We start from the raw sequence: 25,185 nt of genomic DNA, 5'->3' as shown, positions 1-25,185 counted from the left end.
TTATAACTGCGTTAATTAAAAGGAAACATTCAAACCCAACGTGACGGTACGCGAAGGATCATAGGTATAAGAAGGAGCACCTGTATAGGTTTGGGTTGGGTCCAATCCTGGTCTAATAGATTTTATAAACAGATTCTCCCCACTCAAATACACTTTGGCATTTTGCATTTTAAGCTTAGAAGCAAATGCTTTGGGCACATTATAGGCAAGTGTGGCGGTCTTAATGTTCAGATACGTGGCATCATCCAGGAATCTATCACTGGCAGACATGGTAGAGTTAGCAACAGATCTGGCAGGTATACCTGTCACATCCCCAGGTTTTTGCCAACGGTTTAGCATGTCTACATGCACAGCACGGCCATAAAAACCAGTCGTCATTAGATCCTGATAGTCACTGTCAATGATCACTCCTCCCAACTGGTATTGAATCAAGAAATTTAGAGAGAAGTTTTTGTAGGTAAAGGTGTTTCTAATGCTACCGTAGTAATCTGGTATAGCACTTCCAAAATACCCAAACCGGGCATTACCAGAAGCAGTTGTTACTGTATCACCGTTTTCAGCTAGCTTCCAGTTTGTAGAACCAGATGACCTTATCAAGTCCATATCAGCCCAATATAAATTTGAGCCCGTAGTTGGGTCTATTCCGTACCAATCCCTGGTCCAGAAATCATATCTGGAGCCGCCAACTTCCCACTTTTTAGTTCCATTGACAAACCCATCATAACCTGGGGGTAACTTCTGAATACTATTTTCTAACGTACTAACGTTCAAGGTGGCATCCCATCTGAAATCCTTGGTTTTCACTGGCACGAAATCAAGCTGCAACTCAACCCCGCGGTTCCGGATGCTGCCCACGTTAATCACCCAGCTAGGCACACCGGCAGTAAAGGGTAAATTCTGGTCAAAGAGAAGATTATCTGTCTGGCGTTGGTACACTTCAATAGTACCACCTATCCTGCTTTTCAACAGGCTAAACTCAATAGCTGCGTCAAGGCTTTTGGTGGTTTCCCAGGTAAGGTCTTTCTTTTCAACCTTTGAATAGAGCATGCCTGGTTCCGCCCCGTTATTCCATCCTAAATCATATAAGCTCGGCCACCCGTAATAAGTGTCAATGGCATCATTCCCTGCAACTCCGTAAGCAGCTCTGAACTTTAAGAAATTTACCCAATCTATACGAAAAAAGGCTTCTCGGTCAATGTTCCAGGCCACCCCGGCTGACCAGAAATTACCCCATTTGTTTTTTTCAAAAAATCTTGAGGAAGCATCACGCCTTAAAGAGGCAGAAATAGAGTAACGCCCGTCATAGTTATATTCTACCCTAGACAGATATCCTTCTGTTCTATAATCTGTCTCATAAGATCTTAAACCCGTAATTGTAGTGAAATTATCAAGCACGTTGGTACCTTCTACAATCATGCCGGAAGCCCCCATGGAGTTGTTGTCATAATTGTAGCTATAGCTTTCATGGCCGGCTAACACATTGATGTCATGCTTGCCAAATGATTTACTATAAGTAAGCAATTGGTTGAAGTTAATATAGGTAGAAAATGTATTCAGCCTGGAGACTCTCCCCTGCATTCCTTTAGCATCTCCCACCTCTGGGTTGTCAAACACGTTCTGCTTTAAGCTATTAAGTGTCACCGAAACATTAGAGGTAAAGTTGAAATTTTTAAGAAAGTCAATTCCCACAAATGTTCTACCTGTGATAGAATAGCGTTTTCGGTTGTTTTGGTTCAGCAAAGTTTCAGCCACTACATTCCTGCCAGGGTAGAGAATACGGGTATCACTCATGTCGTATTTTTTGTTACCATTTCCATCTAAAATGTATTCTCCGGTAACCGGATCATGCTCATGAACAGGATAAATGGGACCCATCATTAAATCCACCAGAAACGGGTTTTCATTAATGCCACTAGATTCATTTGAGTAATTCTGTGTGGACATGTTAGCGGACAGATTTACCCCAGACTTCAGCCATTTATTTGGTTTCATATTTACATTAATGCGGCCAGAGAAACGTTCAAAATCAGTCCCAATTAACACGCCTTCCTCATCTAGATAGCCCAAGGAAACAAAATAGTCACTGTTGGTATTGCCGCCACTGTAACTCACATTATAGTCTCGCCGTCTACCTGTTTGTTTCAGGGCTTTCTTCCAGTCTAAATCATCTGGGTAAAGCAATTTTGCATTCGGGTTGAAGGTGCCATCAGGAAACACGATTTGGTTAGCAGGAACATTAAAAGGATTATTCCGCAGATACTCTTCTGATGCTACCTTCTCAGATGCAATGGTACCAGCCAATAGCATGTTATCTGGAGTCCATTCTTTATCTTTCATGTTCTCGTTCCTGATCCCTTCCCACATTAATACAAAATATTGTTCAGCGTTTACGGTTTCATAGTCAGCTAACGCCCGGCCGCTCACCCCTTCTGCCAGTTTTACATTAAGAGAGCTACGCGTTTTGCTTCCTTTCTTAGTAGTGATAATAATCACTCCGTTAGCACCGCGGGAACCATACAAGGCAGTAGAGGAAGCATCTTTCAAAACAGAAATACTCTCAATGTCATCTGCATTGATGTTACTGATGGGAGCTTCATAAGGAGCCCCATCTACAACATATAAGGGATCCATGGCCAGGTTCATAGAACCAAAGCCCCTGATGCGCACATCTGGCCCCTCTCCGGGTTGACCGCTTCCTGCATTGGTTTGAACACCTGGGGCAGCCCCGGCTAAAGCTGTATTGATGTTGGTGATGGATCTATCCTGAATATCTTCACTGGTGATTTTTGCAACCGAGTTGGTCAGGGTTCGTTTTTGAGCAGTACCATAAGCCACTACAATTTGCTCTATCTCTGTGGCTTCTGCTGCCAAAGCAATATCAATGGTAGCGGCGCTGGTAATTGAAACTTCTTTCTTCTGATATCCCACAGCGCTAAAAACCAAGGTTTCTGCTGAAGCAGGAACGTTTAAAGAATATTTGCCGTCTATGTCTGTTGAGGTGGCGACAGTAGTACCTTTTACCAAAACAGTTATGCCAGGAAGAGGTTGATTGTCTTCACTGCTGGTCACCTTACCTGTTATGGTTCTGGTCTGTACTTGTGCACCTACTTCTTTAGGGCTTGCCACCGCCGCTGAGGCTGCTTTTAACTTGATCGCAATAATCTTATCCTGAATAGAATACGTAAATGGCTGTCCCTTAAAAAGCTCCTGCAAAACATCTTCCAGCTCTCTGTTCTGGAAATTCACAGTAACTGGTCTTACTTTTTCTAATACTTCACTATTGTAAATAAAGAAGTAGCCGGTTTGCTTTCTAATTTCTTTTAGAATTGAGGTGAAACTTGCATTCTTCTTAGAAAGCGTGACTTTTTGCCCAAAGGAGGCTGCCTTTACCTGTAAGACCAGTACCAATAGAAGCATGCCTGTGAGCTCCATAAATCTGGTTCGCTTCTTTATTGTTTTTTTACCTATGGAAGCCCTTGAATTCCTAAGATAATTCAAATAAGCTCTGGGGCTTTTGAAGTGTAAAAATGCTTTCATTTGTTGTTAGTAAAGGGTTAGAATTTCAAAAAATAGTAGTTGTCAATAGCTGAACAATTTCAAAGTACGGGCATAGCTTTCCCTTCCCCCTTCACCCGGTGGGGTTTCGCTTTCAAAAAAAGCTGCCAATGTCTATATGTAAATTGCTAGTTTCCTTTCTTGTGCACCAAAACAGTTCGGCCTGAAATTTCAAACTCAACACCACCCGTCATTTCAAGAACCTCCAGTAATTTTGACACATTTTCTTTTCTGGGAATTACTCCGGTAAACGCCAAAGCAGGAACGGTTCCCTCGTACACCACCTCCACATCATACCAACGCTGCACTTGCCGCATAACCTGTTTCAGGTCAGACTGCTCAAACAGAAAAACACCATTCTTCCAGGCAGTCACATCTTCAACGTCTACCTTCTTCAGTTTGAATCCTGCGCCTCCATACTGATGCACAGCCTGCTGTCCAGGCACCAGTACTTGTTCTTTTTCAGCCTGAGTCACCTGCACAGAACCTTCCAACAGGGTAGTCTCCAGCACCTTTTCATCTTGATAGGCCATCACATTGAAGTGAGTCCCCAATACCTTCACTTCTACCTCACCGGCCTCTACTTTAAAGGGCATGGCTGTATTTCTGGCAATTTCAAAATAAGCCTCCCCTATGAGTTGAACTTTCCGCTCTTTACCGGTAAAAGCTGTTGGGAACCTAATAGACGAGGCTGCATTCAGCCACACTTTGCTACCATCTGCTAGCACAACCTGGTATTGCCCCCCCCTAGGGGTGCTCACTGTATTATAAACTACTTCGTTGTTGTTTCCTTTTACACCTTGGTTATAAGCCAAGGAGCCATTCATTTTTATAACCTTTGCTATTCCCTGCTCCAGCTCCATTCCATCTCGGGATTCTTCAAGAACAATAACCTGACCATCTGCTAGCGTCAATAAAGCCTTCTCTCCACCGGCGGGAACATCGTTCTTGTACCGCAAATGCGGCTTTGTTACGGCCTTTATACTACTGCCACCCTCTTGTAATAACGAGAAGTATGCCCCTACTGACACCAGCAGTAGAGCAATGACTGCCGCCGCACTTATCCAGGTTGCCAGAAATGTTTTTTTCCTACTACTTCTACTTTCCTTCTCTTGGTTGATAGACTCTTTGATAGCATGAAAGATTTTAGCTTTATGCTCTGCCTCACTCTCAGCATAATAAGAAGTTACTGTTACAGGAGCATCCTGATCAGTATGATACCAAGTAGAGAATTCTTGTTCCTCTTCAGGGGTGATGGTACCATTCAACCATTTCTCAGCCAGATCCTGGTATCTCTTATTTCCTTTTTTGGAATTCATTTATTGCCTTTTATTATAAGTACCTTAACATGGAACAATCCCTTAGTCACTCTTCCACTTTTTTTGCCTCTTTTCAATTAAACATGAAAGAGTATATTTTACTGAGGTTTCAACATCTTAAGAAGTAGCATTCAAACTGCTTGTGGTATTTTTAGAGCACATGAAATAAGAGAAACTGTTCCTGCTCCCAGGAACTCCTCCTGCCGCTCAGCAGTGGCTGTCTCGTCATAACGTTGTACGCCAATTACTTTTCAGTTCATACCCCCTACTATTTATAGATTAAACTGGAAGGGTTAGTTTTTCTTAAACCGGCATGCGCACTATCTGACTTGTATAATCTTTAGACTTGTTGCAGATATTTTTCTCCTTTCGTTCTGATAAAAATATAACTGATAAGTTCATTTTAACTCTTCAGATAAAAGTTATAATTGGCTGTTAACACATCCTCCTTATCATTTTTACTATCAGGGTTATCCCCTTACTCCACTTTACTACATCAACATTCCAAAACCCTGTTTATAGCCCGTTTTCAGGAAAACAAGTTAAAAACAGAACGAGGGTAAAGTATTTTTCCTCACACCCCCGCCTTTTTTGCTAAAAAGGCTCACTCATGCCCCATGCTTAGAATTACTCAGGCACACTGTTTCCCTTATCAAGCCCTCAGCTTCATCAAATGATATATATCACTTTTCCTACAGAGCATGTACAAAAAACTTTTGCTCCAGATACAGAATAATTATATATTTGCAGCTGCATTCCCTATGGCAGCCAAAGATGCTTATTTCTTTGGCTACCGCACCACCACACTATGAAAATAAGCTAGCTTAGAAAGCCCCCACTCTCTGGCTCACCCCTTTTATTTACTATTATTTTTTAACCCATGGTGAGTATGGGAAGGCTGTGCATGGCCTTGCTTCTTGTTTTCATGTTCTCCTGCCAAGGCGAGAATAATGACATTATGCCCGCATATCCTCTGGAGGAGGGGCTCATTGCTTTTAGTTTTCTGCAAGAGAATAACCAAAGGCTACCTGTTGATAGTAAGGCCAGCCTCACAGGCACCCGCATCTCTGTCAACTTGCCGTCTGGCATTCCCAGAGACAGCCTTATTGCCGCCTTCACCCCCAGAACACCGGGCAGTAAAGTGTACATAGGCAACACCCTCCAAACCAGTAACACCACAGCCAATGATTTTTCTGCGGAGGTCGTGTACAAAGTGGTTTCTGAAGACGGAAGGATATCACGGTACCGGGTGGAGTTTAACTCCCTGCACACAGAAATAGATGAGGCCATGGAAGCGGCTATAAAACGCCACAACCTGCCTGGGGTGTCAATTGCCATTGCCAGAGGCGACAGACTGATCTTTTCTAAAGGCTACGGATATGCCAACCGGGAATCTGCAGAATTAGTCTCCACCGGCAGCCTCTTCCGGATTGCAAGCCTTTCCAAACCTATCACCAGTGCAGCCATCCTCCGGTTAGTGCAGGAGGGAAAGCTCTCTTTTTCAGACAGGGTGTTTGGGCCAAACGGGATACTCACGGGAGACTACCCCTCCCCACCGGCCCGCTCTAACATTGACCTCATCACCGTGCGGCATTTGCTGGATCATACCTCCGGCTGGACAAACAACCCAAATGACCCCATTTTTGCAGACCAGTCTCTGTCAGCCAAACAGATAATCAGTAACCAGATCAATGGCAGGCCTTTAGAGCATCTTCCGGGCACAACCTACTGCTACTTTAATTTAGGCTACTGCATTCTAGGGAGGGTGATTGAAAAAGTCACAGGCAAAAGCTACTCCCAGTATGTGCAGGAAACGTTTCTGCACCCTTTGGGCATCTCAACCATGCGCATTGCCGGAGACACAAAGCGCCAGCAGGTGGCGAACGAGGTAAGGTATTACCAAAACGAACAGAACCCCTATTCCTTTAAAATGGCCCGAATGGATGCCAACGGGGGCTGGATAGCCACCGCCGAAGACATGGTAAAATTTATGGTGTTGGTTGACACCCGCAGCCCCCAATGCCGCCTGAGCGCACAACTGCTGGAGAGCACCTATTTTGGGTACCCTAACTGGAGCCACTTTGGCTCCCTGCCCGGCACAACCTCGGTCATGACCAGGCTGAACAATGAATTCAGCTATGTGGTTATGGCCAACTCCAGAAATAACAATTCCCCCTCCTTGGTTGCGGAGGACCTGGACAGAATTATAAAGCACCTGATCTTGACCAAAGAAGACTGGCCTGCCGTAGCTGGAACCTAGAGAAAATGCAGAAAGGCAACCGCTTCTTTTCTAACAGTTGTTCAATGTACTGACTACAGCCATTGATCCCCTGTCTTCTGCTGATACCAGATCATTTTTCTGTTTTTGAGCTGTTTTGGCCAAAACAGCTCAAAAACAGAAAAGCTACCCCACCACTCTTTCTGTTTCCTCAGCAAGCGTTTACTTAGCCTTGGGTTTGATAAGAAATCAATCGCAAACGTCAAGGGCAGTATGCATGTACAGGTTTCCTGAGACGCTCAAAGCATAACGTGCTCTTAGAAAAACCCAGAGAGAATGAAGGCGAAAGCGTAGAAAAATGAATACAAGATTATTCTTGAAGAAAGGCAGTGAAAAGCTACTCAAGAACCATTCTCCTTCACCTCCCCCCCTTTAAATTCTAAGTATGCTGGCTGGCTGTTTATGGCCTGTTTTTCAGAAAACAGGTCAAAAACAGCATTGGCTATACTCACGACTCCCTTCCCTTTGGTAACAGCTAAAACCTTCTTTCACGTACAAGGTTAATCTATAGGTGACCAGCTCTTATTCCCTTCATGGATTTGCGGGTGCTGTAAGGGAGACAAATGCCTTGCCCTTTGCAACCAGGCTAACCCTATGAGGCAAGCGCTTCGGTCAATGAGCTTGTTTACATTTTGATTTTGCAGGCGAAAATGGGGAGCACAAGGTTCTGGCGAAGCGATTTTGGAGCAGCATACGCCCCGCTATGGTGCGAGAAAATGGCAAAGTCAGGTTCTTTTGATATCCGTTTGCAGCGCAAAAGGGAAATTTAAACATGCTCTAATATAAAGATGTCATCCCCTAACCCAGTACTATGAAAAATTTTGGCTTTTCTGTTTTAACCCTCTCTCTGGCGGCAGGTTTGGGCACCGCCTGTAGCCAGGAGGCGTCTACTGCCCAAAATCCGTCTTCCGGTAACTGCACGCCGTTAGAAACCCGTACGGCCAACGCGCCAGACCAGAAGCCCGCCTTTGCCGGTCAAACCCGCGCGTGCGCCATTACTTCCACAACGGCGTTTCAGGTAGAGACGTTGGCAACCGGCCTGGAAAAACCCTGGGCGGTAGAACCTCTCCCAGACGGTGCTTTGCTGGTAACCGAAAAACCCGGCCGCCTGCGCATCATTTCCGCCACCGGACAAGTGGGGCAGCCTATTACGGGGGTGCCGGCGGTTGACGCCCGCGGCCAAGGCGGTCTGTTAGATGTGGTGCTCAGCCCTTCCTTTAGTACAGACCGAACCATCTTCTGGAGCTATTCTGAGCCGCGCAACGGAGGCAACGGCACCAGTGTAGCCCGCGGCGTGCTGTCTCAGGACAGAACGAGTCTGAGTCAGGTGCAGGTCATCCTCAGAACAATGCCCACCTTCAACGGTGATAAGCACTTTGGGTCACGTCTGGCTTTTGGCCCAGATGGGAACTTGTATGTTACTATGGGGGAACGCTCTGAATTAATGACCCGGCCCCAGGCGCAACACATGGACAGCCACTTGGGCAAAATCCTAAAAATCACCCCTTCCGGGGCGCCGGCCCCAGACAATCCTTTTGTGGGGCAGGCAGGAGCCTTGCCAGAGATCTGGACGGTGGGGCACAGAAATGTGCAGTCTGCAGCTTTTGATGCCGAAGGGAAACTCTGGGTGGTAGAAATGGGGCCGCAGGGCGGAGATGAACTGAACCTCATCCAGAAAGGCAAGAACTACGGCTGGCCCTTGGTCACCTACGGTGAGGAGTACTCTGGTAAACCCGTTCCCAATGCCGTGACCCAGAAAGAAGGGTTTGAGCAGCCCGTTTACTACTGGGACCCTGTGATTGCCCCTTCTGGTGCGCAATTCTACACCGGTGACGCGTTCCCGGAGTGGCGCGGCAGCTTGTTTGTGGGAGGCCTGAAAGACAAGCGGTTGGTGAGGCTGAAAATTGAAAACGGGAAAGTGACCGGTGAGGAGCACCTGTTGGCCGACCGTGGCCAGCGCATACGGGATGTGCGGCAAGGGCCAGACGGCGCCTTGTATGTGGTGACTGACCAAAGCAACGGCGAACTCTGGAAAATATCTCCCAGATAGTGCCCCCCCCTACGAGTGGCAGGAGGAAAAAGCACCTCCCCTTCCCCTAAAAGACAAGTAACTGGCAGTTTCTGTTTCCGGGCTGTTTTTCTGAAAACAGCCCGGAAACAGAAACTAACTTTCTGCTACGTTCACAAAAACGTTGAACGTTGAACCTACCCCAGGTTTACTCTGCACGTTCACGGCCCCTCCTAAGGCTTCGGCCTGCATTTTTACCAGATACAGCCCCAGCCCTCTGCCGGCTACATGAAAGTGGAAGCGTTTGTAAAGGCCAAACAGGTTTTTCTCTTCTTTCTCCAGGTTAATTCCCAGACCATTGTCAGAGACAGAGAGGCAGAGCAAGTTTGACGCTTCTTCAAGCCGTGCCGTCACTTTGATGTCTAGCGGCCTTTCCAGAGACCTGTATTTCACGGCGTTGGTGAGCAGGTTGCTCAATATACTGTTCATGAAGCTCCGCACGGAGATGATCTCCTGGATTCCGTTCAGATCTATGGTCACGTGCTGGTAGCTTTCATTGGGCAGACTCAACAGGGCTTGCTCTACAATCTCTGGCAGACTGATCTTCTCCCGTGCCTCTAACAACCCTCCCTGGAGGCTCAAGAGGTCGTTGAGGTCTCTGATAATGGTATCTAACCCCTTCGCCGTATGGCGCAGCTTGTCTGTCACGGTCAACTGCATCTCCCGGTCTTCTGTGCCCATGAGCAGTGAAGTCAACCCCAGCACGTTCGCCACCGGCGACCGCAGGTTGTGTGACACAATATACGTAAACTGCTCCAGGTGCCGGTTACGCCGCAGCAACTCGTCAGTGAGCCTGACACGCTCCTCTTCGGCTTTTTTCTGGCCGGTGATCTCCGTTTCAATGACTATGAATTTCTTGGCGCCGCCTGAGTGCTCGTCAAGAATGGGGGTGACGTCCAGTTTAGACCAGTACACCTCCCCTGATTTGCTCATATTCTCTACCTCCTGCACAAAAGGCTTTTCAATGGCTAGCTTCTCTCTGATAGAAAATACATTGGCCCGGGTTGCGGGGCTGGCTAAAAAATCACCGGGCTTGCGCCCCACCACCTCTTCTAAGGTATAGCCCGTCAGGCGGGTGAAGCCGTCATTGACCCATTCTATTCTGGCTTCCTCATCTGTGATGTAGACCGAGTTCACCGTTTTGCTGGCCACCAGGGAGAGCTTTTTAAGTTCTGCCTCTGCCCGCTTACGCGAATTAATCCCTTTGACGTAGACAGAGAACCCTTCTTCTGACGGATACACCGTTACGCTCAGCCAGCTGTTCAGGTACGTTGAATATTCCTCAAAATGAATAGGCGCTCTTTTACCAACTGCCCGCTGAAACTGCCGGTAAAAAGGCTCAAATATGGCAGGGTCATACACCTCGGTAATTTTACGGCCTACCAGATCCTCTTTGCGGGCTTTCATGGTTTTTTCAAACTCTGGGTTCACATAGGTGAAGCGCCATTCCTGGTCAAGGGTGAAAAAAGCATCTTTGATACTCTCCAAGATGTTGTTCAGCCTTTTTGCCGTCTCCTCTAAGAGCAGCTGCTGCCGTTTCACATGCGTGATGTCTTTGGCCAGCCCGTGCACTCCCACCACTTCGCCATCAATCAAAATAGGTATCTCCGTAAAGGTGTAGAAAACCTCCTCCTGGTTAGCGTTGAGCAGGGATGATTCTGTGGTGATGGCCTCCCCCCGGAGCACTCTCTGGAATTGCCGCTCATTGTGCTCCACATAGTCCAGCTGCGCAAACTCGTTGAAATGCCTGTTCAGGATTTCCTCCTCCGGCATTTGCATGAGCTCTACGGCCACTTTGTTCACAGAGGTAAAACGGCCGTTGGTGTCAAGGGAATACGCCACATCTGGGTTGAAATCAAAGAGGGACTTGTACATCTTTTCGCTCCGCTCCAGCTGCCGTTGGGTTTGCAGGCGCTCGGTCACATCACGGGAGTTGACAATAATGCCGTTGATAGTGGGATTATGAAAGCAGTTGACCGCCCGTGACTCCAGCCAGCGCCACGCGCCACGCCGGTTTTTACACCTGAAGGGACTGAACAGGAGGTTTTGCCCGTTTAACACCTGCCGGTGTTGCTCCAGCAGATGGGCTACATCATCTGGGTGCACCTGGGTAAAGGCATCCATACCCACCAACTCTTCTGGCGCATACCCTAACACATTCTTGACACTGCCGCTCACAAATTTAAACACACCTTTTTCATCAATCACGGCAATCATCTCAAAGCCTTCCTGCAAAAGGGCCTGCAGACGGCTCTCGTTTTCTAACCTGATCTCTTCTGCCGGAATCATAGAGGTGATGTCTCGGGCAATGCAATAGACCTTACCGGCTTCTTTCACCAGTGAGGAGGTCCAGGACAGGTAAACCATACTCCCGTTCTTATGCAGGTAGCGGTTTCTGAAATGGTATGTAACTTGGGTTTGCTGTAACTCCTGGGTATCTCCCTGGGTAGAGGTGATGTCTTCTGGATGGATAAACTCCCGGTAGTGGCGGCCTACCAATTCCTCTGAAGAGTACCCCAGAATTTTCTCACATATTTTATTGATGTGCAGAAGGTTCCCATCCAGGTCAAACGTACAGATCATGTCCACTGAATTCTCCAGTACCTGCTGCAAGTCAGTGAGGGCAACTTTTAAAGTTTCCTGCTGGCCCACTATCTTCTCCTGCGCCTCCAGCGAGGGCCTGAGATCTTTGAGATACACACTGGCTACCGCCTGGCCCCCTGGCCCAAAGAAGGTTCTGGCGTTCACCTTTACCGGGATTCCCCCTTCCACCGGGTGCAAAAGGGAGAGTGTGTCTGAAAAAGTACCATCAGCACCAAAGGCTGTGGCTATGGAAGGGAAACCGCCACCAGAAAACGGGAACACCGCAGAAACCCCCTCCTGCAGAAGGGTGGCCCGGGGTTTTCCCGCCAACTCTTCCAGGGCTTTATTCACATACAGCAGTTCGCCCTCCCCGGCTATTAAAAGCATAGGTTCCATGCTATGCTCTAGCAGTTCCTGAAAATACAATAACGGCAAGGGTTCCTTCTGTAGGCCTGGGGCTGCAATTTCAGCAGCGGCGGCTAATGTCTCCTCCATATAGGTGCTCTTTCTCCAATCATTCCGCCACTAAGGATCTAAGGCAGTATCCATCAGATGCTTCTGTAGGCAAAAATACAAAAAGGGGGAGCATACAATATACTAAATTTTCATTAATAAAAGGTAGAGGGGGGGGCAACCTCTGGTTAGGGCACAGGCACCATCAGCGACTCAAAGGCTACGCCTTAAAAACCATGTTCCCTGTTTTAGGCCTGTTTTCTGAAAAACAGGCCTAAAACAGGAAGAGCCACCTGCTTGCAGGTGGCTCTTCCTTAGATAAGGGGTTGCAGGAAATTACTCCCCTTGGTTGTATTTACCGTTAAACTTCTGATACAGGTACTGCTGCTTATCCGTGAGGTTCAATTGGCGGCCTTGAATAAAGGCGTGGCTCACTTTGTTGGTGCGCATGTCCAGCAGGTCTCCCTCAGACACGACCAAGGTAGCCTCTTTCCCCACTTCTATGGACCCCACTTTGTCCTCAACCCCTAGAATCTTGGCGGCATTATAGCTCACTGAGGCCAGCGCCTGTTCCTTAGGCAGCCCAAAAGCCACGGCGGTTCCGGCAATGAACGGAAGGTTACGGGTCCCGTGCAGGCTGGCGTCATAGTCCAGGCAGAAGAGAATGCCGGCTTGGTGCAGAAGGCCCGGCATCTTGTACGGCAGGTAGACGTCATCTCCGGCACGGGCAGGCAAGGCATGCACACCAGAATAAATCACCGGAATGTTATTCTCCTTCAGGAAGTCAGACACCACCAGCGCATCTGCCCCGCCCACTATCACCATGTTCTTGATGCCTGCCTTCTGGGCGAACCGTACCGCTTCTACCATCTCCTTGCCGTAGTTCACATGAAGGAAGAGTTTTTTGCTGCCGTCAAACAAGCCGGTCAAAGAGGCCAGTTTCAGGTTCTCCTTCTCCCGCGCCTGCTGCTTGTACACAGAGGCATCTGCCAGAAGCGTCTCTAACTCCTGCAACCCTTGCTGCCGGGCCTGCTTGCGTTGTGCCGCCGCGGGGCTTGTATCGCCGCTCTGCAACATGGCCGGCCAGCGCAAATGCAGCCCTCCGTCTGCTTTCACCACGGCGTCTTCCCAGTTCCAGGCATCTAGCTGTACCACAGAAGAAGAACCAGAGATCAACCCTCCCACCGGGGTCACCTGCGCCAGGAGCACGCCGTTGTTGCGCAACGTAGGAACAATGTCTGAATCTGTGTTATACGCCACTACTGACCGCACATTAGGGTTCAGCAGCCCTACCTCCTGCTGGTCTAGGGTAGCCCGCACTGACTCAATCTCTACCAGGCCAATCTGGCTGTTGGGCTGAATCAGGCCTGGATAGATATGTTTACCGGCTGCGTTAATGGTTTCATAGGCGGTGCCTGCGGCTTTAAAACCAGACGCCGGGCCGGCGTAGGTGATTTTACCGTTTTCAAAAGCAACGGTAGCTTTCTCCACCACCTGCCCGTTGCCAACGTGCAGGGTGGCACCGGTTACCGCCACCGCCTTTGTTTGCTTAGCTGCTGGCACCGGAACCTGCGCCCAGGCGGTTGCCCCTGTCAGCAGCGCAGCAAAGAGCAGCGCCGCCTTTCTCATTTTATATGTTGTCTCCACGGAGTTGTATATCAAGTTCATGTGGTTGCCTCCTTATTTCTGACCGTACTCAGACTCATACAGTACTTCCTCAGCGCCATTGTCTACATCTTCACAATGCAGTACCTGCCCAAAGCGGCGGCCGGATGGGGCCGACTGCGTCTTCTCCCCTTTGGCTTTGGCGGCCAGCATCTTGTTGATCAACCGCAGACGCTCCTTCTCCTGTGCCTCCTGCAAGGCTTTGTCTGTTTCCAGGTCAAAGTAGGCAATGCCGTCTACAAAGGTCTTCTCAGGGCGCGCGTAAATAGAGAGCGGGTGTTCGTTCCAAATCACCACATCAGCGTCTTTTCCGGGTTTCAGGCTGCCTACGCGGTTGTCCAGGTGCAGCAGTTTAGCCGGGTTCAGGGTCACCATTTTCAAGGCGTCCTCTTCAGAAACACCACCGTACTTGATGGTCTTGGCGGCTTCCTGGTTCAGGCGGCGGGCCATCTCAGCGTCATCTGAGTTAATGGCCGTGGTCACACCCACGTTGTGCATGATGGCCGCGTTGTACGGAATGGCATCTTTCACCTCCATTTTATAGGCCCACCAGTCAGAGAAGGTAGAAGCGCCTATGTTACGGGCCTTCATCTTGTCTGCCACTTTGTAACCTTCCAGAATGTGGGTAAAGGTGTTCACCCTGAACCCCATCTGGTCTGCCACTTTCATGAGCATGTTGATCTCAGACTGCACATAGGAGTGGCACGTGATGAAGCGCTTGTCATTCAGGATCTCCACCAGCGCCTCCAGCTCCAGATCACGGCGCGGTGCGGCGGTTTTGGCTTTCTTAGATTTGGAGAGCTGGTGGTAGTCACCCCAGGCTTTCTGGTATTCCTTTGCCCGTTGGAAGGCATCTACCATCACCTGCTCCACGCCCATGCGGGTCTGCGGAAACCGCACGTTGTACACGGGAGACCGGTTGGAGTGTTTCACGTTTTCGCCCAGGGCGAATTTGATGAACGGATCTGCGCCCTCAAACATGAGTTTCTCCGGCGCCTGCCCCCAGCGTAATTTAATAATGGCACTCTGCCCGCCAATAGGGTTGGCTGAACCGTGTAATAACTGCGACGTAGTCACGCCGCCAGCCAACTGGCGGTAGATGTTCACCTGCTCATGGTTCACCACATCAGACATGCGCACCTCAGCGGTCACCGCCTGGGTACCTTCGTTCACGCCGTCTAAGGCAATATGGGAGTGCTCGTCAATGATACCAGGGGTGACATGTTTACCGGTTCCGTCAATCACCTTGGCCCCGCTGGCGTTCAGGTTCTTCCCCACCTGCGCAATCTTGCCATCGCGCAGCAGCACGTCTGCGTTCTCCAGCTTGCCTTCCTTCTCATTTGTCCAGACGGTGGCATTCTTGATGAGGACGGTTTCTGCTTTGGGCAGTGCTGTTCGCCCAAAGGCGGCAAATGGGTAGACCATGCTGCCCAGCTGCACCGGGTCACTGGCTTTGGTCCTGGCTGAGTCACGTTTGGCCTGCTGGGTGGCCGCCTCAGACAAAAGCGCTGTCCATTTCACCATCTGGGCGTCTGGCAGCTGCGCCTCCCCCTGAAAACTCTTACCCGTGTACCAGCCGGTCAGCCGTATGTTTTCTTTGCTGTTCTTAGCCGGGGCAAATGCAAAGGTGAGCATCTCGCCGCTCATGGTCAGAGAGCCTTTGATGGTGTCTGGGGCTACCACTTTTAAGTCTGGCTTTTCGGGCGTGCCCGAAATAATCAGTTTACGGTCTGGTTGGGAACCAATTTTCAAGGTGTACACGCCCCTGAAATCTGCCGGGGTCTCGCTGATTCTGTACTCCTGCCCCTGCACCCAGTTGGTGAGCAGCAAGGTAGTAGGCTCAAACAGTGAGCCAGAAGTCACCACAAAGTTTGCCTGCCTGCCTTCCTGCAGCGAGCCCACATATTTCTCAGCCTTTACCAGCCGTGCCGGGGTCAAGGTCAATGCCTTTAGCGCCTCCGGCTCAGGCAGCCCGTGCTGAACCGCCTTGCGGAGGTTCGCCAAAAACTTACTTTTATCCCGCAGGTCAGCCGAGGTAAAGGCAATGGTCACGCCTTCTTTGGCCAAAATAGCCGCGTTGGCCGGGGCCATTTCCCAATGTTTGAGGTCATCCAGCTCAATGCGGCGGGTTTCATACGGGTCTTCTACATTGTAAGGGTCTGGGAAGTTCAGACTCAGAATGAACGGGGCCTTGGTGTTCTTGATCTCCGGGAGCATCTGGTACTCATCTCCGTTGCCTTTGAAGATGTACTGGTACCCGAACTCATCACCCACCTTGTCTGCCCTGACCGCATTCAACTTGTTGCTCACCTCAAAGATCTGCGGCAGGCGGTTGGCCTCTGTGAATGCTTTGAGGGAAAGGTTCTGCTCCTTGTCTGGGTTCTGCAGATTCCACTGCGCATCCAGATACGTCTGGCGCAAAAGGGCAATGGCCCCCATCAGGGAGTTAGGGTATTCCTGGGTAGAGGAGCCGCGGTCAAAAGACAGGGCACTGGCGGCTTTGTCCAGCAGTATCACCTGGTTTTCGCGCTTGTTGGCCAAGGAGACCAAAGCCGCCGTTCCGCGGGCAATTCCGTCTTGGTGCACAGAGAGTACCGCGCCGTAGCCCAGCTTTCTCAGGTCATCAGCGGCCTTGTTGTCTACCTTGAACAGCTCTACCGCGTTGGTTTCTGGCCTAATGGCCTGGTTCCAGTTGTAGGCTCCCTCTTTCTTAGACTCGGCCTGCGGCGGACTGCCGTAGCTCACCGCCTGACGGCTCACGGCAGGCAGGCCATAATTGCTGTACGGGTCTACAAAGCCGGGGTAGATGGTTTTGCCTTTCAGGTCAGTGACCATGGCTCCCCTGGGAATAGACACTTTGGTGCCTACAGCCGCCACTTTGCCGTCTTTGATGACCAGCGTGGCGTTTTCAAGTTTGGTTTGGTAGTCCACATAGATGGTGGCATTGGTGAACGCCCTCAGGCCGGTGCGCTCATCATACACCCCATTGCGCGGGTACGTCTCCTGCGCCCGGCCCTGCAGCGACAGCGCCGCCACCGCCAGTACGGAGAGAACAATTTTCTTCATGGGTTTAGTAATGTTTGTAGGGTCTGGTGATAGTTTGAAGCACGGAAAGTACGAAAGCAACCGCCTAAAAAAAAGACCCTACCCCACAATCTCTGTTTTTGGCCTGTTTTCAGAAAAACAGGCCAAAAACAGCCCGGTAGAATGACACAAAAAAAGCCCGCTGCCTAAGGGGCAGCGGGCTTTCAAATTACAGGTTGAGAAGAAACTACAGGTTGTTTTCCTTCCGGATCACGCTGTGCTTCTTGCCATACGTGAAGTAAATCACAACACCAATGGCCATCCAGCCCAGGAGACGGTACCAGGTTTCGGCCGGCAGACCGGCCATCATGCCCACACATACCAGAATACCCAAAATAGGCACCAACGGCACCAGCGGGGTTTTGAACGGACGCGGACGGTTAGGCTCTTTTACGCGCAGGTACCAAACCCCGGCACACACAATCACAAACGCCAGCAGGGTTCCAATAGACACCAGGTGCCCCAGTTCATCTACAGAGAACGCCCCGGCTACAATGGCACAGATGATACCGGTAAGAATAGTACTTACGTGCGGGGTTTTGAACTTAGGGTGCAGTTTCCCGAAGATAGGAGGAAGCAGGCCGTCATTGGCCATGGTAAAGAAAATACGCGGCTGGCTCATCAACATCACCAGCATGACAGATGACAGACCGGCAATGGCGCCAATCTTGATCATATCCCGCAAAAAGGTATAGCCAGTTTTCTCAATACCCACGGCAATAGGCTCAGCCACGTTCAGTTGGCTGTAGTGCACCATGGCGGTCAGGATACCAGACACCAGAATGTAGAGAATGGTACACACCACCAAAGAACCCAAAATACCGATAGGCATGTCTTTCTGCGGATTCTTCGCCTCCTGGGCAGTGGTAGAAACGGCATCAAAGCCAATGTAGGCGAAGAAAATCACCCCGGCGGCTCTGATCACCCCACTCCAGCCATACTCCCCAAAACCACCTTTGTTCTCAGGCAGGAACGGGGTCCAGTTGGCAGAAGCTTCCTCTGGGTGCCCCAGCAGGTATTTGGCACCCGCCAGAATGAACAGGATCACCACCCCTACCTTAATGATAACGGCAACGTTGTTGAATCTGGCAGATTCACTCATGCCGCGCACCAGCAAAATGGTTACCAAAGCAATAGCCACTGCCGCTACCAGGTTAAACACACCGGTGGCGTGGGGCAACGTGGCAATGTCAATGCCTTGTTCCAGCAGAGAGGCAGACAGCTGTTCTGTAATACGCACCCAGGAATTTGTGCCCGGCAGCTGCACCATCTCCACCCCGGCCGCATTTGACCACTCTGGCGGAATGTTAATATTTAGGTCCCGAAGGAAGGACACCACGTACCCAGACCACCCCACCGCCACCGTGGCGGCCCCAAAAAGGTATTCCAGAATCAGATCCCAGCCAATGATCCAGGCAATGAACTCCCCCAGTGTGGCATAGCCGTAGGTGTAGGCAGAGCCGGCAATAGGAATCATAGAGGCAAACTCAGCGTAGCAAAGACCGGCAAACGCACAGCCAATACCGGCTAAAATGAACGCCAGAATGATAGCGGGTCCGGTGTATTGGGCGGCGGCGCTACCGGTCAGCACAAAGATTCCCGTCCCAATGATAGCCCCAATTCCCAGCGCTACCAGGTTCCCGGGGCCAAGTGTGCGTTTAAGGTTATGTTCCCCCTCAAGGAAGGCGTCTGCGCTCAGTTTGTCTATGGACTTCCTGGCGAAAAGTTGGTTTGCCATAAATGCGAAAAAGTTAGGGATAGTTTGTTTTTAGTTCGTTTGTAAGAAGGCTTGAAGGGGCTAATATAAGTACTTTTCGGTAGAAGCCATGCAGGCGGCGGCTTTTGGCCGCTATTTTCTGGCACCTGCCCAACTCCCCCGCCCCCCTGTTTTTAACCTGTTATTATAAAAATAAGCCAAAAACAGAATTCCGCAGCACGGCCAGGCACCACAATTGGGAGGGCTTTTGTATCTTCGGGGAAACAAACCATGACAGCAGCGGCATGAGGGTATTACACACGGCAGATTGGCATTTGGGGCAGCGGTTGGCCAACCAGGAACGCACCGAGGAGCACCGGCTTTTCCTGAACTGGCTCTGCCAGACCATCTGTGACGAGAAAATTGACCTGCTGCTCATGGCCGGAGACGTGTTTGACACCGGCTTCCCCTCCAACACCGCCCTCAAGCTCTACTATGATTTCCTGCGCGAGGTCAAAGACACCTGCTGCCAGGAGGTAGTGATCATTGGGGGCAACCATGACTCTGTCTCTACCCTCAACGCCCCCGCAGACCTGCTGCGCCACTACAAGGTGCACGTGGTAGGCGGCGCCCCCGCTGACTGCAAAGACCAGGTCATAGCCATTGCTGGGGCAGACGGCCAACCGCAGCTGGTAGTGTGTGCCGTGCCGTTCCTGCGCGACAAGGATGTGCGGCTCTCGGTGCCGGGTGAAACAGCTGAGGAGCGCGAAGCCCGCCTCAAACAGGGCATCTGCGACCACTACGCCCAGCTGGTGCCGCTCATACAAGAGTATAAGCAGCAAGGCATTCCTGTCTTAGCCACGGGGCATTTGTTCGCCGCGGGCAGCAGCGCCTCAGACAGTGAGAAGGAGATTCATGTGGGCAACCTAGGCCAGATTGCGGGAGACCAGTTCCCGGCAGAGTTTGACTATGTGGCCTTGGGGCACCTGCACCGCCCGCAGGTGGTAAACAAGCTGCCGCACATCCGCTACAGCGGCTCCCCCATCCCATTGAGTTTTTCAGAGGTGACAGATAAGAAGCAGGTGGTGATTCTTGATATTGAAGACGGAAAACTTGCCCGCCTTCATGAGAAACCCGTTCCCTGCTGGCGTAAACTGGTGCGTTTCAAGGGTACGATTGAAGAAGTATTCCCCAAAATCCTGGCTTTTGACAACAGCGGCATGGCCTACCCGGCCTGGGCCGAAGTGCAGCTCCAGTATGAACACAACCTGCATGAACAGACGGCCAAGCTGCAGGAGGCGTTTTCCCTGCAACCCAACGTGCAGCTGCTCATTCACCGCCCACAGCGTACTATTTCCACCCAAAGCCTTGACCAGCAAATTGCGCCTGAGCAGGATTTGGCTGACCTCAAGCCCAAAGAGGTTTTCCTGAAGAAATGCGAAGAGGCGCTGGATCTGGAGACGTATCAAGATCTGCTGAGCACCTTTGATGAACTGCTGGAGCTTATGCCGCAGAAAGAAGAGGAGGAGCCCGTGCGCCATGCGCTTGCCTGACACCCTGGATTCCTGTTTTCGGGCTGTTTTTCTGAAAACAGGTCAAAAACGGCTTTCCTCAAGACACCAGAACTTTCCCGTTTACAAGCCCTCTCAGTGTCTTCCAGACCTGGGCGTGCGGCGCCAGTGCGCCATTTGCCAGAGCTCCTGGTAACCTGTTTTATCCCTCCACTCAGAAGATCATTGTGTGCCCAAACGGAGTACGGGCGCGGTGATTGCCTTTCTCTTCTTTTCTGTTTTGGGGCTGTTTTTCTGAAAACAGCCCCAAAACAGAAAAGAAGAGAATAACATGGCTATTCTTCCTTCAGCCACACATCTGCATACTCAAAGGCGTGCCGCTGGAAATGCCTTTTTACAAAGGGGCAAAAGGTGAAGACTTTGAGCTGGTGCTCACGGGCGTGGGCCACCATGGCATCAATGAGGCTGGTTCCCACGCCGCGGCCCTGGGCGCTTTCCAAAACGCCGGTGTGGTAAACAGACAGCACGCCATTCTTGATATCCACGATCATTTCAGCAATACGCTCACCGTTTTCTTCCAGGGCAAAGGCGTCTTTGTCCTGGGGAATGTATGTAATTGAGTTCATTGGCTTTATTGTTTAGCTACCCCTCCAAAGCAAAGGTATTTAATTTCCATGAAGTAGTCCATGCCATATTTAGAGCCTTCGCGCCCAAAACCGCTTTCCTTGATGCCCCCAAACGGGGCCAGCTCAGTAGAGATGAGCCCTTCATTGATGCCCACCATGCCGTATTCCAGGGCTTCGGCCACGCGCCAGCACCGGTTCACATCGCGGCTGTAAAAATAGGAGGCCAGTCCGTACTCGGTGTCATTGGCCATCTGGATGGCTTCCTCCTCGGTTTTGAACCGGAAGATAGGCGCCACCGGCCCAAACACCTCTTCGCGCGCAATGAGCATAGCTGGGGTGGCATTGGCCAGAACGGTGGGCTGGAAGAACAGCCCCTCTATCTTTTCACCGCCGGTGGTGACGGTGGCCCCTTTTTGAACGGCATCCTGGATGTGCTCCTGCACCTTTTTCAGCGCCTTCTGGTGAATCAGCGGCCCCACCTGCACCTCTTTGTCTAGCACGTTCCCGGTTTTTAAGCCCCGCACCGCCTGCGTAAACTTCTCCACAAACGCCTCATACACGCCCTCCTGCACCAGAATGCGGTTCACGCAGACGCAGGTTTGCCCGTTGTGCCGGAACTTAGACACCAGCGCCCCCTGCACCGCCGCCTCCAGGTCAGCATCTTCAAAGACAATAAACGGGGCATTGCCGCCCAGCTCCAAAGACAGTTTCTTGAGCGAAGAGGCGCTCTGCTCCATCAGGATTTTGCCTACGGGGGTAGAGCCGGTGAACGACAGTTTCCGCACCTTCTTGTTCTCACACAGCTCCTTGCCCACCTCGCTGCTGTTAGCCGAGGTCACGGTGTTGTACACGCCTTTGGGGAAGCCCGCTTGCTCAGCCAGGTACGCAATGGCCAAACCGGTCAGGGGGGTTTCTGACGGCACCTTCACCACTACCGGGCTGCCGGCGGCCAGGGCCGGCCCCACCTTTCTGGTGATCATGGCCAGCGGGAAGTTCCAGGGCGTAATGGCGGCCACCACCCCAATAGATTGTTTGATCACCACCAGGCGGCGGTCTTTGGAGTGGGCCGGAATCACATCGCCGTAGGCGCGTTTGGCCTCTTCAGAGAACCACTCAATAAAGGAGGCCCCGTACTGTACCTCACCCAGGCTCTCAGTCATCACTTTGCCAGATTCAATGGTCATCAGGTAGGCCAGTTCCTCCTTGTGCTCTACCATCAAGTCATACCACCGCCGCAGCAGGGCAGCGCGTTCTTTGGCCGTCCGGTCCCGGTAGGCAGGCCAGGCGGCAGAAGCGGCATCAATGGCTTTTTGAACATCAGAGCGGTCCAGGTCTGGTACCGTGGCAATGACTTCGCCGGTGGCGGGATTGGTGACTTCAAAAGTTTTCCCGGAGGCGGCACCGGTCCAGATGCCGTTGATGTATGCCTGGTTTTTAAGCAGATTGGTTTCTTTCATAGGTAGGTTGTCATCAAAGTTCCAGCACTTGCTCCTTTAGGAACTGGAGCGGGTTGGGTCCTAATCTAAACGGTGACAGCTAAAGTAGCGTAACGTTTTAGAGCTATTTTTTAAAAAACAGCCCCAAAACAGTATTACTGGTATAACTCTGAACGTTGAACCGCACCACTTCCCCTCAATTTCCCTTCCCTGCTTTTGCGTTCTACCGTTGTTTCCCCTATCTTACCCTAGAAGGTCAGTCTATCAGAATACATTATAGACAAAATGAATAACTATATAATCATTATTGATTTGATTGATAGTAACAAACCCCAGACCTTTGAGTATAAGAAAGAGCAGCTGGGGCAGCAACGCCCCCCATTCGTCTTTGCCAGAGCCCCCTTTCAGGACACGGCCTTTGGTTTTGCAAATGCTTAAGTCGCGTACGTAAATACACTTTCATTCATCCTCAAACACATCTATTGTATGGTGAACGACAAAAACCAACCTAACAACGGCCAGTCGCAGAACGGCAACGGCGAGGGAAACAATACCCTTACCACCCGCCAGGGCCACCCGGTAACCGACAACCAGAACATCAGGACCCTGGGGAACCGGGGCCCGGCCACGCTGGAAAACTATTCCTTCATTGAGAAGATCTCTCATTTTGACCGTGAGCGGATTCCTGAGCGCGTGGTGCACGCCCGCGGGGCCGGGGCACATGGGGTGTTTGAAGCCTACGGGAAAGTTGGGGATGAGCCTATTGCCAAGTACACCCGCGCCAAACTGTTCCAGGAGAAAGGAAAGCAGACGCCTGTGTTTGTGCGCTTCTCAACAGTTGGCCACGGCGGTCACTCCCCTGAAACCCTGCGAGACCCGCGCGGGTTTGCGGTGAAATTCTACACCGAAGACGGTAACTGGGACCTGGTAGGGAACAACCTGAAGATCTTCTTCATCAGAGACGCCATGAAGTTCCCGGACCTGATCCACTCGCAGAAGCCAGACCCGGTGACCAACATCCAGAGCGGCGAGCGTATCTTTGACTTCATTGCCAACACGCCAGAGGCCACGCATATGGCCACATTCCTGTTTTCGCCGTGGGGCATTCCGGCCAACTACCGCCAGATGCAGGGTTCAGGCGTGAACACCTATAAATGGTACAACAAAGACGGGGAGTCTGTGCTGGTGAAATACCACTGGGAACCGTTACAGGGTATCAAAAACCTGACCCAGGCAGAGGCTGAGGCCATTCAGGGCAAAAACTTCAACCACGCCACCCAAGATCTGTTTGAAGCCATCAAGGAAGGAAACTATCCGGAATGGGAACTGTGCGTGCAGATCATGAGCGATGATGATCACCCTGAACTGGACTTTGACCCGCTGGATGACACCAAACTGTGGCCGGTAGATCAGTTTCCGTTCCTGCCGGTGGGCAAGATGACCCTGAACCGCAACCCGGTTGACTACTTCAATGAAGTAGAGCAGTCTGCCTTTGGAACCGGCGTTTTAGTTGACGGGCTGGCGTTCTCAGATGACAAAATGCTGCAGGGCCGTACCTTCTCCTACTCAGACACCCAGCGCTACCGCGTGGGCCCCAACTATCTGCAGTTGCCCATCAACGCGCCTAAAACGCACGTGGCCACCAACCAGAGAGGCGGCCAGATGTCGTTTCACACAGACTTCGCCGAAGGCCAAAACCCGCACATCAACTATGAGCCCACTTTCCTGGGCGGTTTGAAAGAGGCCACGCCCGCAGGCAAAGACTACGCCCCCCGCTACGAAGCCGCCAACCTGGTGCACCAGAAGATTGACCGCACCAATGACTTCAAGCAGGCCGGTGAAACCTACCGCAACTTTGAAGACTGGGAGCGGGATGACCTCATCAACAACCTGGTCAACACCCTGGCTACCGCTGATAAGCGTATTCAGGAGAAGATGATTGAGCACTTCACCCTAGCTGATGAGGACTACGGCCGCCGGGTTAGAGAAGGGTTGGCCAAGACCTCCAAGTCTATGGAGGACAAAGGCCCTAGCGGCGCCACCTCCCCTAAAGAAGGAGTGGAAGACGCCAAAAACAATTCCCACTCTGCGAAACCCTATTAATTTCTATTGGTTCCCTTCAAAAGCCACTCCTCCCGGGGTGGCTTTTTTTGTGAGATAAAGCTGTAAAAAAGAAGCCTCCTTTACTTATAATCAAACTTCTGTTTTGGAGCTGTTTTTCTAAAAACAGCTCCAAAACAGAAACTGGCGCAGACGTTTGCAGGTCCTCTAGGTGCAACGAGGTCTTTGGAGCAGGCGGTAAAGTAGTAGCCTGTGTCAAAGTCAGGCATGCGTAATGGAGCCCACCCCTGCCCCTCCCGGGAGGGGAGTGATCTGGCCTGCGCGGAACAGCAGGTGTCAACATCCCCCTTCGCCCCCTTCAAAGGGGGAGTATCGGAGTGAGTCCTGAGTCTTGAGTCCTGAGTCCTTTCTTTTCGCCCTAGGCACTTTAGTACGAATGAAGCAGCTACGCCTGGTCTCGCCGCCGCGCCGCGAGGGCAGCCAGAGACCGCCCATCATCAGTAGGCACGAGTCTGGAGACTCACGCCAGCGCGTGAGTATAGAAGGCACGGAAGTATCTTCCGCGCCATAGAGAGGCAGAAGAGAGAGCTATAGAAGGGCAGAGGTAATGTGAAGCTGCCGCCTCATGGAAGCTGGAAGCTTCCGCTATTATAGGTCCAAGTTGGAAACTTGAACCAGAGAAAGCGGCAAACAAGCAGCAATGAACAATCAACACTTCTACTGGTGGCACCTGGGTTAATTAGCACTTCTGCCCCTGGCTGATGTGCGCAGCACGGGCTCGCCTCAGGCTAGCGGGACAACAACGGTTACCTGCAGAGGCAGACAGAGCAAGCAAGGAAGTAGCAGGAGA

At 51.0% G+C, this 25,185-nt stretch carries 13 protein-coding genes; 5 read left to right on the top strand and 8 right to left on the bottom strand.

The window, feature by feature from the left end; all coding sequences use genetic code 11:
* Positions 1 to 15: 15 nt before the first annotated feature.
* The gene (locus FHS90_RS04590; protein WP_182512079.1) at positions 16 to 3,537 is read right to left on the bottom strand and encodes a TonB-dependent receptor; all 3,522 of its coding nucleotides are present in this window, start codon (positions 3,535 to 3,537) and stop codon (positions 16 to 18) included.
* Between the two features lie 146 nt (positions 3,538 to 3,683).
* Positions 3,684 to 4,874 carry a FecR family protein gene (locus FHS90_RS04585; RefSeq protein ID WP_182512077.1) on the bottom strand — a complete coding sequence of 397 codons (1,191 nt, stop codon included), beginning with the start codon at positions 4,872 to 4,874 and terminating at the stop codon, positions 3,684 to 3,686.
* Positions 4,875 to 5,832: 958 nt separating this feature from the next.
* Between FHS90_RS04585 and FHS90_RS04580 the strand changes: the two genes are divergently transcribed.
* Entirely contained in the window at positions 5,833 to 7,134 is a 1,302-nt protein-coding gene (locus FHS90_RS04580) for a serine hydrolase domain-containing protein (RefSeq protein WP_182512075.1), read from the top strand.
* Positions 7,135 to 7,963: 829 nt separating this feature from the next.
* Positions 7,964 to 9,202: a PQQ-dependent sugar dehydrogenase gene (locus FHS90_RS04575; RefSeq protein ID WP_182512073.1), complete on the top strand. Its 1,239-nt coding sequence runs from the start codon at positions 7,964 to 7,966 to the stop codon at positions 9,200 to 9,202.
* A 114-nt stretch (positions 9,203 to 9,316) separates the two neighbouring features.
* Here FHS90_RS04575 and FHS90_RS04570 read toward each other — a convergent pair whose 3' ends face one another.
* The 4 genes from FHS90_RS04570 to FHS90_RS04555 form a co-directional block, all read right to left on the bottom strand.
* Entirely contained in the window at positions 9,317 to 12,298 is a 2,982-nt protein-coding gene (locus FHS90_RS04570; RefSeq protein ID WP_281367868.1) for a PAS domain S-box protein, read from the bottom strand.
* Between the two features lie 294 nt (positions 12,299 to 12,592).
* Complete coding sequence (locus FHS90_RS04565; protein WP_241499038.1) at positions 12,593 to 13,924, bottom strand: amidohydrolase family protein; 1,332 nt, start codon at positions 13,922 to 13,924, stop codon at positions 12,593 to 12,595.
* A 12-nt stretch (positions 13,925 to 13,936) separates the two neighbouring features.
* On the bottom strand, positions 13,937 to 16,987 hold the full coding sequence (locus FHS90_RS04560) for an amidohydrolase family protein (protein ID WP_182512069.1): 3,051 nt from the start codon (positions 16,985 to 16,987) through the stop codon (positions 13,937 to 13,939).
* A gap of 205 nt (positions 16,988 to 17,192) precedes the next feature.
* Positions 17,193 to 18,743: an amino acid permease gene (locus tag FHS90_RS04555; protein ID WP_066836203.1), complete on the bottom strand. Its 1,551-nt coding sequence runs from the start codon at positions 18,741 to 18,743 to the stop codon at positions 17,193 to 17,195.
* A gap of 263 nt (positions 18,744 to 19,006) precedes the next feature.
* On the opposite strand from FHS90_RS04555, the gene FHS90_RS04550 reads away from it, so the two are divergent.
* The gene (locus FHS90_RS04550) at positions 19,007 to 20,254 is read left to right on the top strand and encodes an exonuclease SbcCD subunit D C-terminal domain-containing protein (protein WP_066836257.1); all 1,248 of its coding nucleotides are present in this window, start codon (positions 19,007 to 19,009) and stop codon (positions 20,252 to 20,254) included.
* A gap of 293 nt (positions 20,255 to 20,547) precedes the next feature.
* On the opposite strand, the gene FHS90_RS04545 is transcribed toward FHS90_RS04550, so the two are convergent.
* A complete protein-coding gene (locus FHS90_RS04545) occupies positions 20,548 to 20,838 on the bottom strand; it encodes a GNAT family N-acetyltransferase (RefSeq protein WP_066836206.1) in 291 nt (96 codons plus the stop codon).
* 5 nt (positions 20,839 to 20,843) lie between these two features.
* Positions 20,844 to 22,295, bottom strand: coding sequence for an NAD-dependent succinate-semialdehyde dehydrogenase (locus FHS90_RS04540; RefSeq protein WP_066836208.1), 1,452 nt, complete (start codon positions 22,293 to 22,295; stop codon positions 20,844 to 20,846).
* 264 nt (positions 22,296 to 22,559) lie between these two features.
* On the opposite strand from FHS90_RS04540, the gene FHS90_RS04535 reads away from it, so the two are divergent.
* Positions 22,560 to 22,712, top strand: coding sequence for a hypothetical protein (locus FHS90_RS04535; RefSeq protein WP_161947754.1), 153 nt, complete (start codon positions 22,560 to 22,562; stop codon positions 22,710 to 22,712).
* Positions 22,713 to 22,760: 48 nt separating this feature from the next.
* The gene (locus FHS90_RS04530; protein WP_182512067.1) at positions 22,761 to 24,377 is read left to right on the top strand and encodes a catalase; all 1,617 of its coding nucleotides are present in this window, start codon (positions 22,761 to 22,763) and stop codon (positions 24,375 to 24,377) included.
* Positions 24,378 to 25,185 lie beyond the last annotated feature (808 nt).

Source organism: Rufibacter ruber (assembly GCF_014138425.1).
GTDB classification, from domain to species: Bacteria; Bacteroidota; Bacteroidia; order Cytophagales; family Hymenobacteraceae; genus Nibribacter; species Nibribacter ruber_C.
This window is presented reverse-complemented; position numbering and strand designations above follow the sequence as displayed.

What these genes read in the sequence shown, in the direction of transcription:
- FHS90_RS04535 (WP_161947754.1), top strand. Translation starts at nt 22,560, where the DNA reads ATGAATAACTATATAATCATTATTGATTTGATTGATAGTAACAAACCC.
- FHS90_RS04550 (WP_066836257.1), top strand. Translation starts at nt 19,007, where the DNA reads ATGAGGGTATTACACACGGCAGATTGGCATTTGGGGCAGCGGTTGGCC.
- FHS90_RS04565 (WP_241499038.1), bottom strand. Translation starts at nt 13,924, where the DNA reads ATGAACTTGATATACAACTCCGTGGAGACAACATATAAAATGAGAAAG.
- FHS90_RS04590 (WP_182512079.1), bottom strand. Translation starts at nt 3,537, where the DNA reads ATGAAAGCATTTTTACACTTCAAAAGCCCCAGAGCTTATTTGAATTAT.
- FHS90_RS04570 (WP_281367868.1), bottom strand. Translation starts at nt 12,298, where the DNA reads ATGGAGGAGACATTAGCCGCCGCTGCTGAAATTGCAGCCCCAGGCCTA.
- FHS90_RS04560 (WP_182512069.1), bottom strand. Translation starts at nt 16,987, where the DNA reads ATGAAGAAAATTGTTCTCTCCGTACTGGCGGTGGCGGCGCTGTCGCTG.
- FHS90_RS04540 (WP_066836208.1), bottom strand. Translation starts at nt 22,295, where the DNA reads ATGAAAGAAACCAATCTGCTTAAAAACCAGGCATACATCAACGGCATC.
- FHS90_RS04585 (WP_182512077.1), bottom strand. Translation starts at nt 4,874, where the DNA reads ATGAATTCCAAAAAAGGAAATAAGAGATACCAGGATCTGGCTGAGAAA.
- FHS90_RS04545 (WP_066836206.1), bottom strand. Translation starts at nt 20,838, where the DNA reads ATGAACTCAATTACATACATTCCCCAGGACAAAGACGCCTTTGCCCTG.
- FHS90_RS04555 (WP_066836203.1), bottom strand. Translation starts at nt 18,743, where the DNA reads ATGGCAAACCAACTTTTCGCCAGGAAGTCCATAGACAAACTGAGCGCA.
- FHS90_RS04580 (WP_182512075.1), top strand. Translation starts at nt 5,833, where the DNA reads ATGCCCGCATATCCTCTGGAGGAGGGGCTCATTGCTTTTAGTTTTCTG.
- FHS90_RS04530 (WP_182512067.1), top strand. Translation starts at nt 22,761, where the DNA reads ATGGTGAACGACAAAAACCAACCTAACAACGGCCAGTCGCAGAACGGC.
- FHS90_RS04575 (WP_182512073.1), top strand. Translation starts at nt 7,964, where the DNA reads ATGAAAAATTTTGGCTTTTCTGTTTTAACCCTCTCTCTGGCGGCAGGT.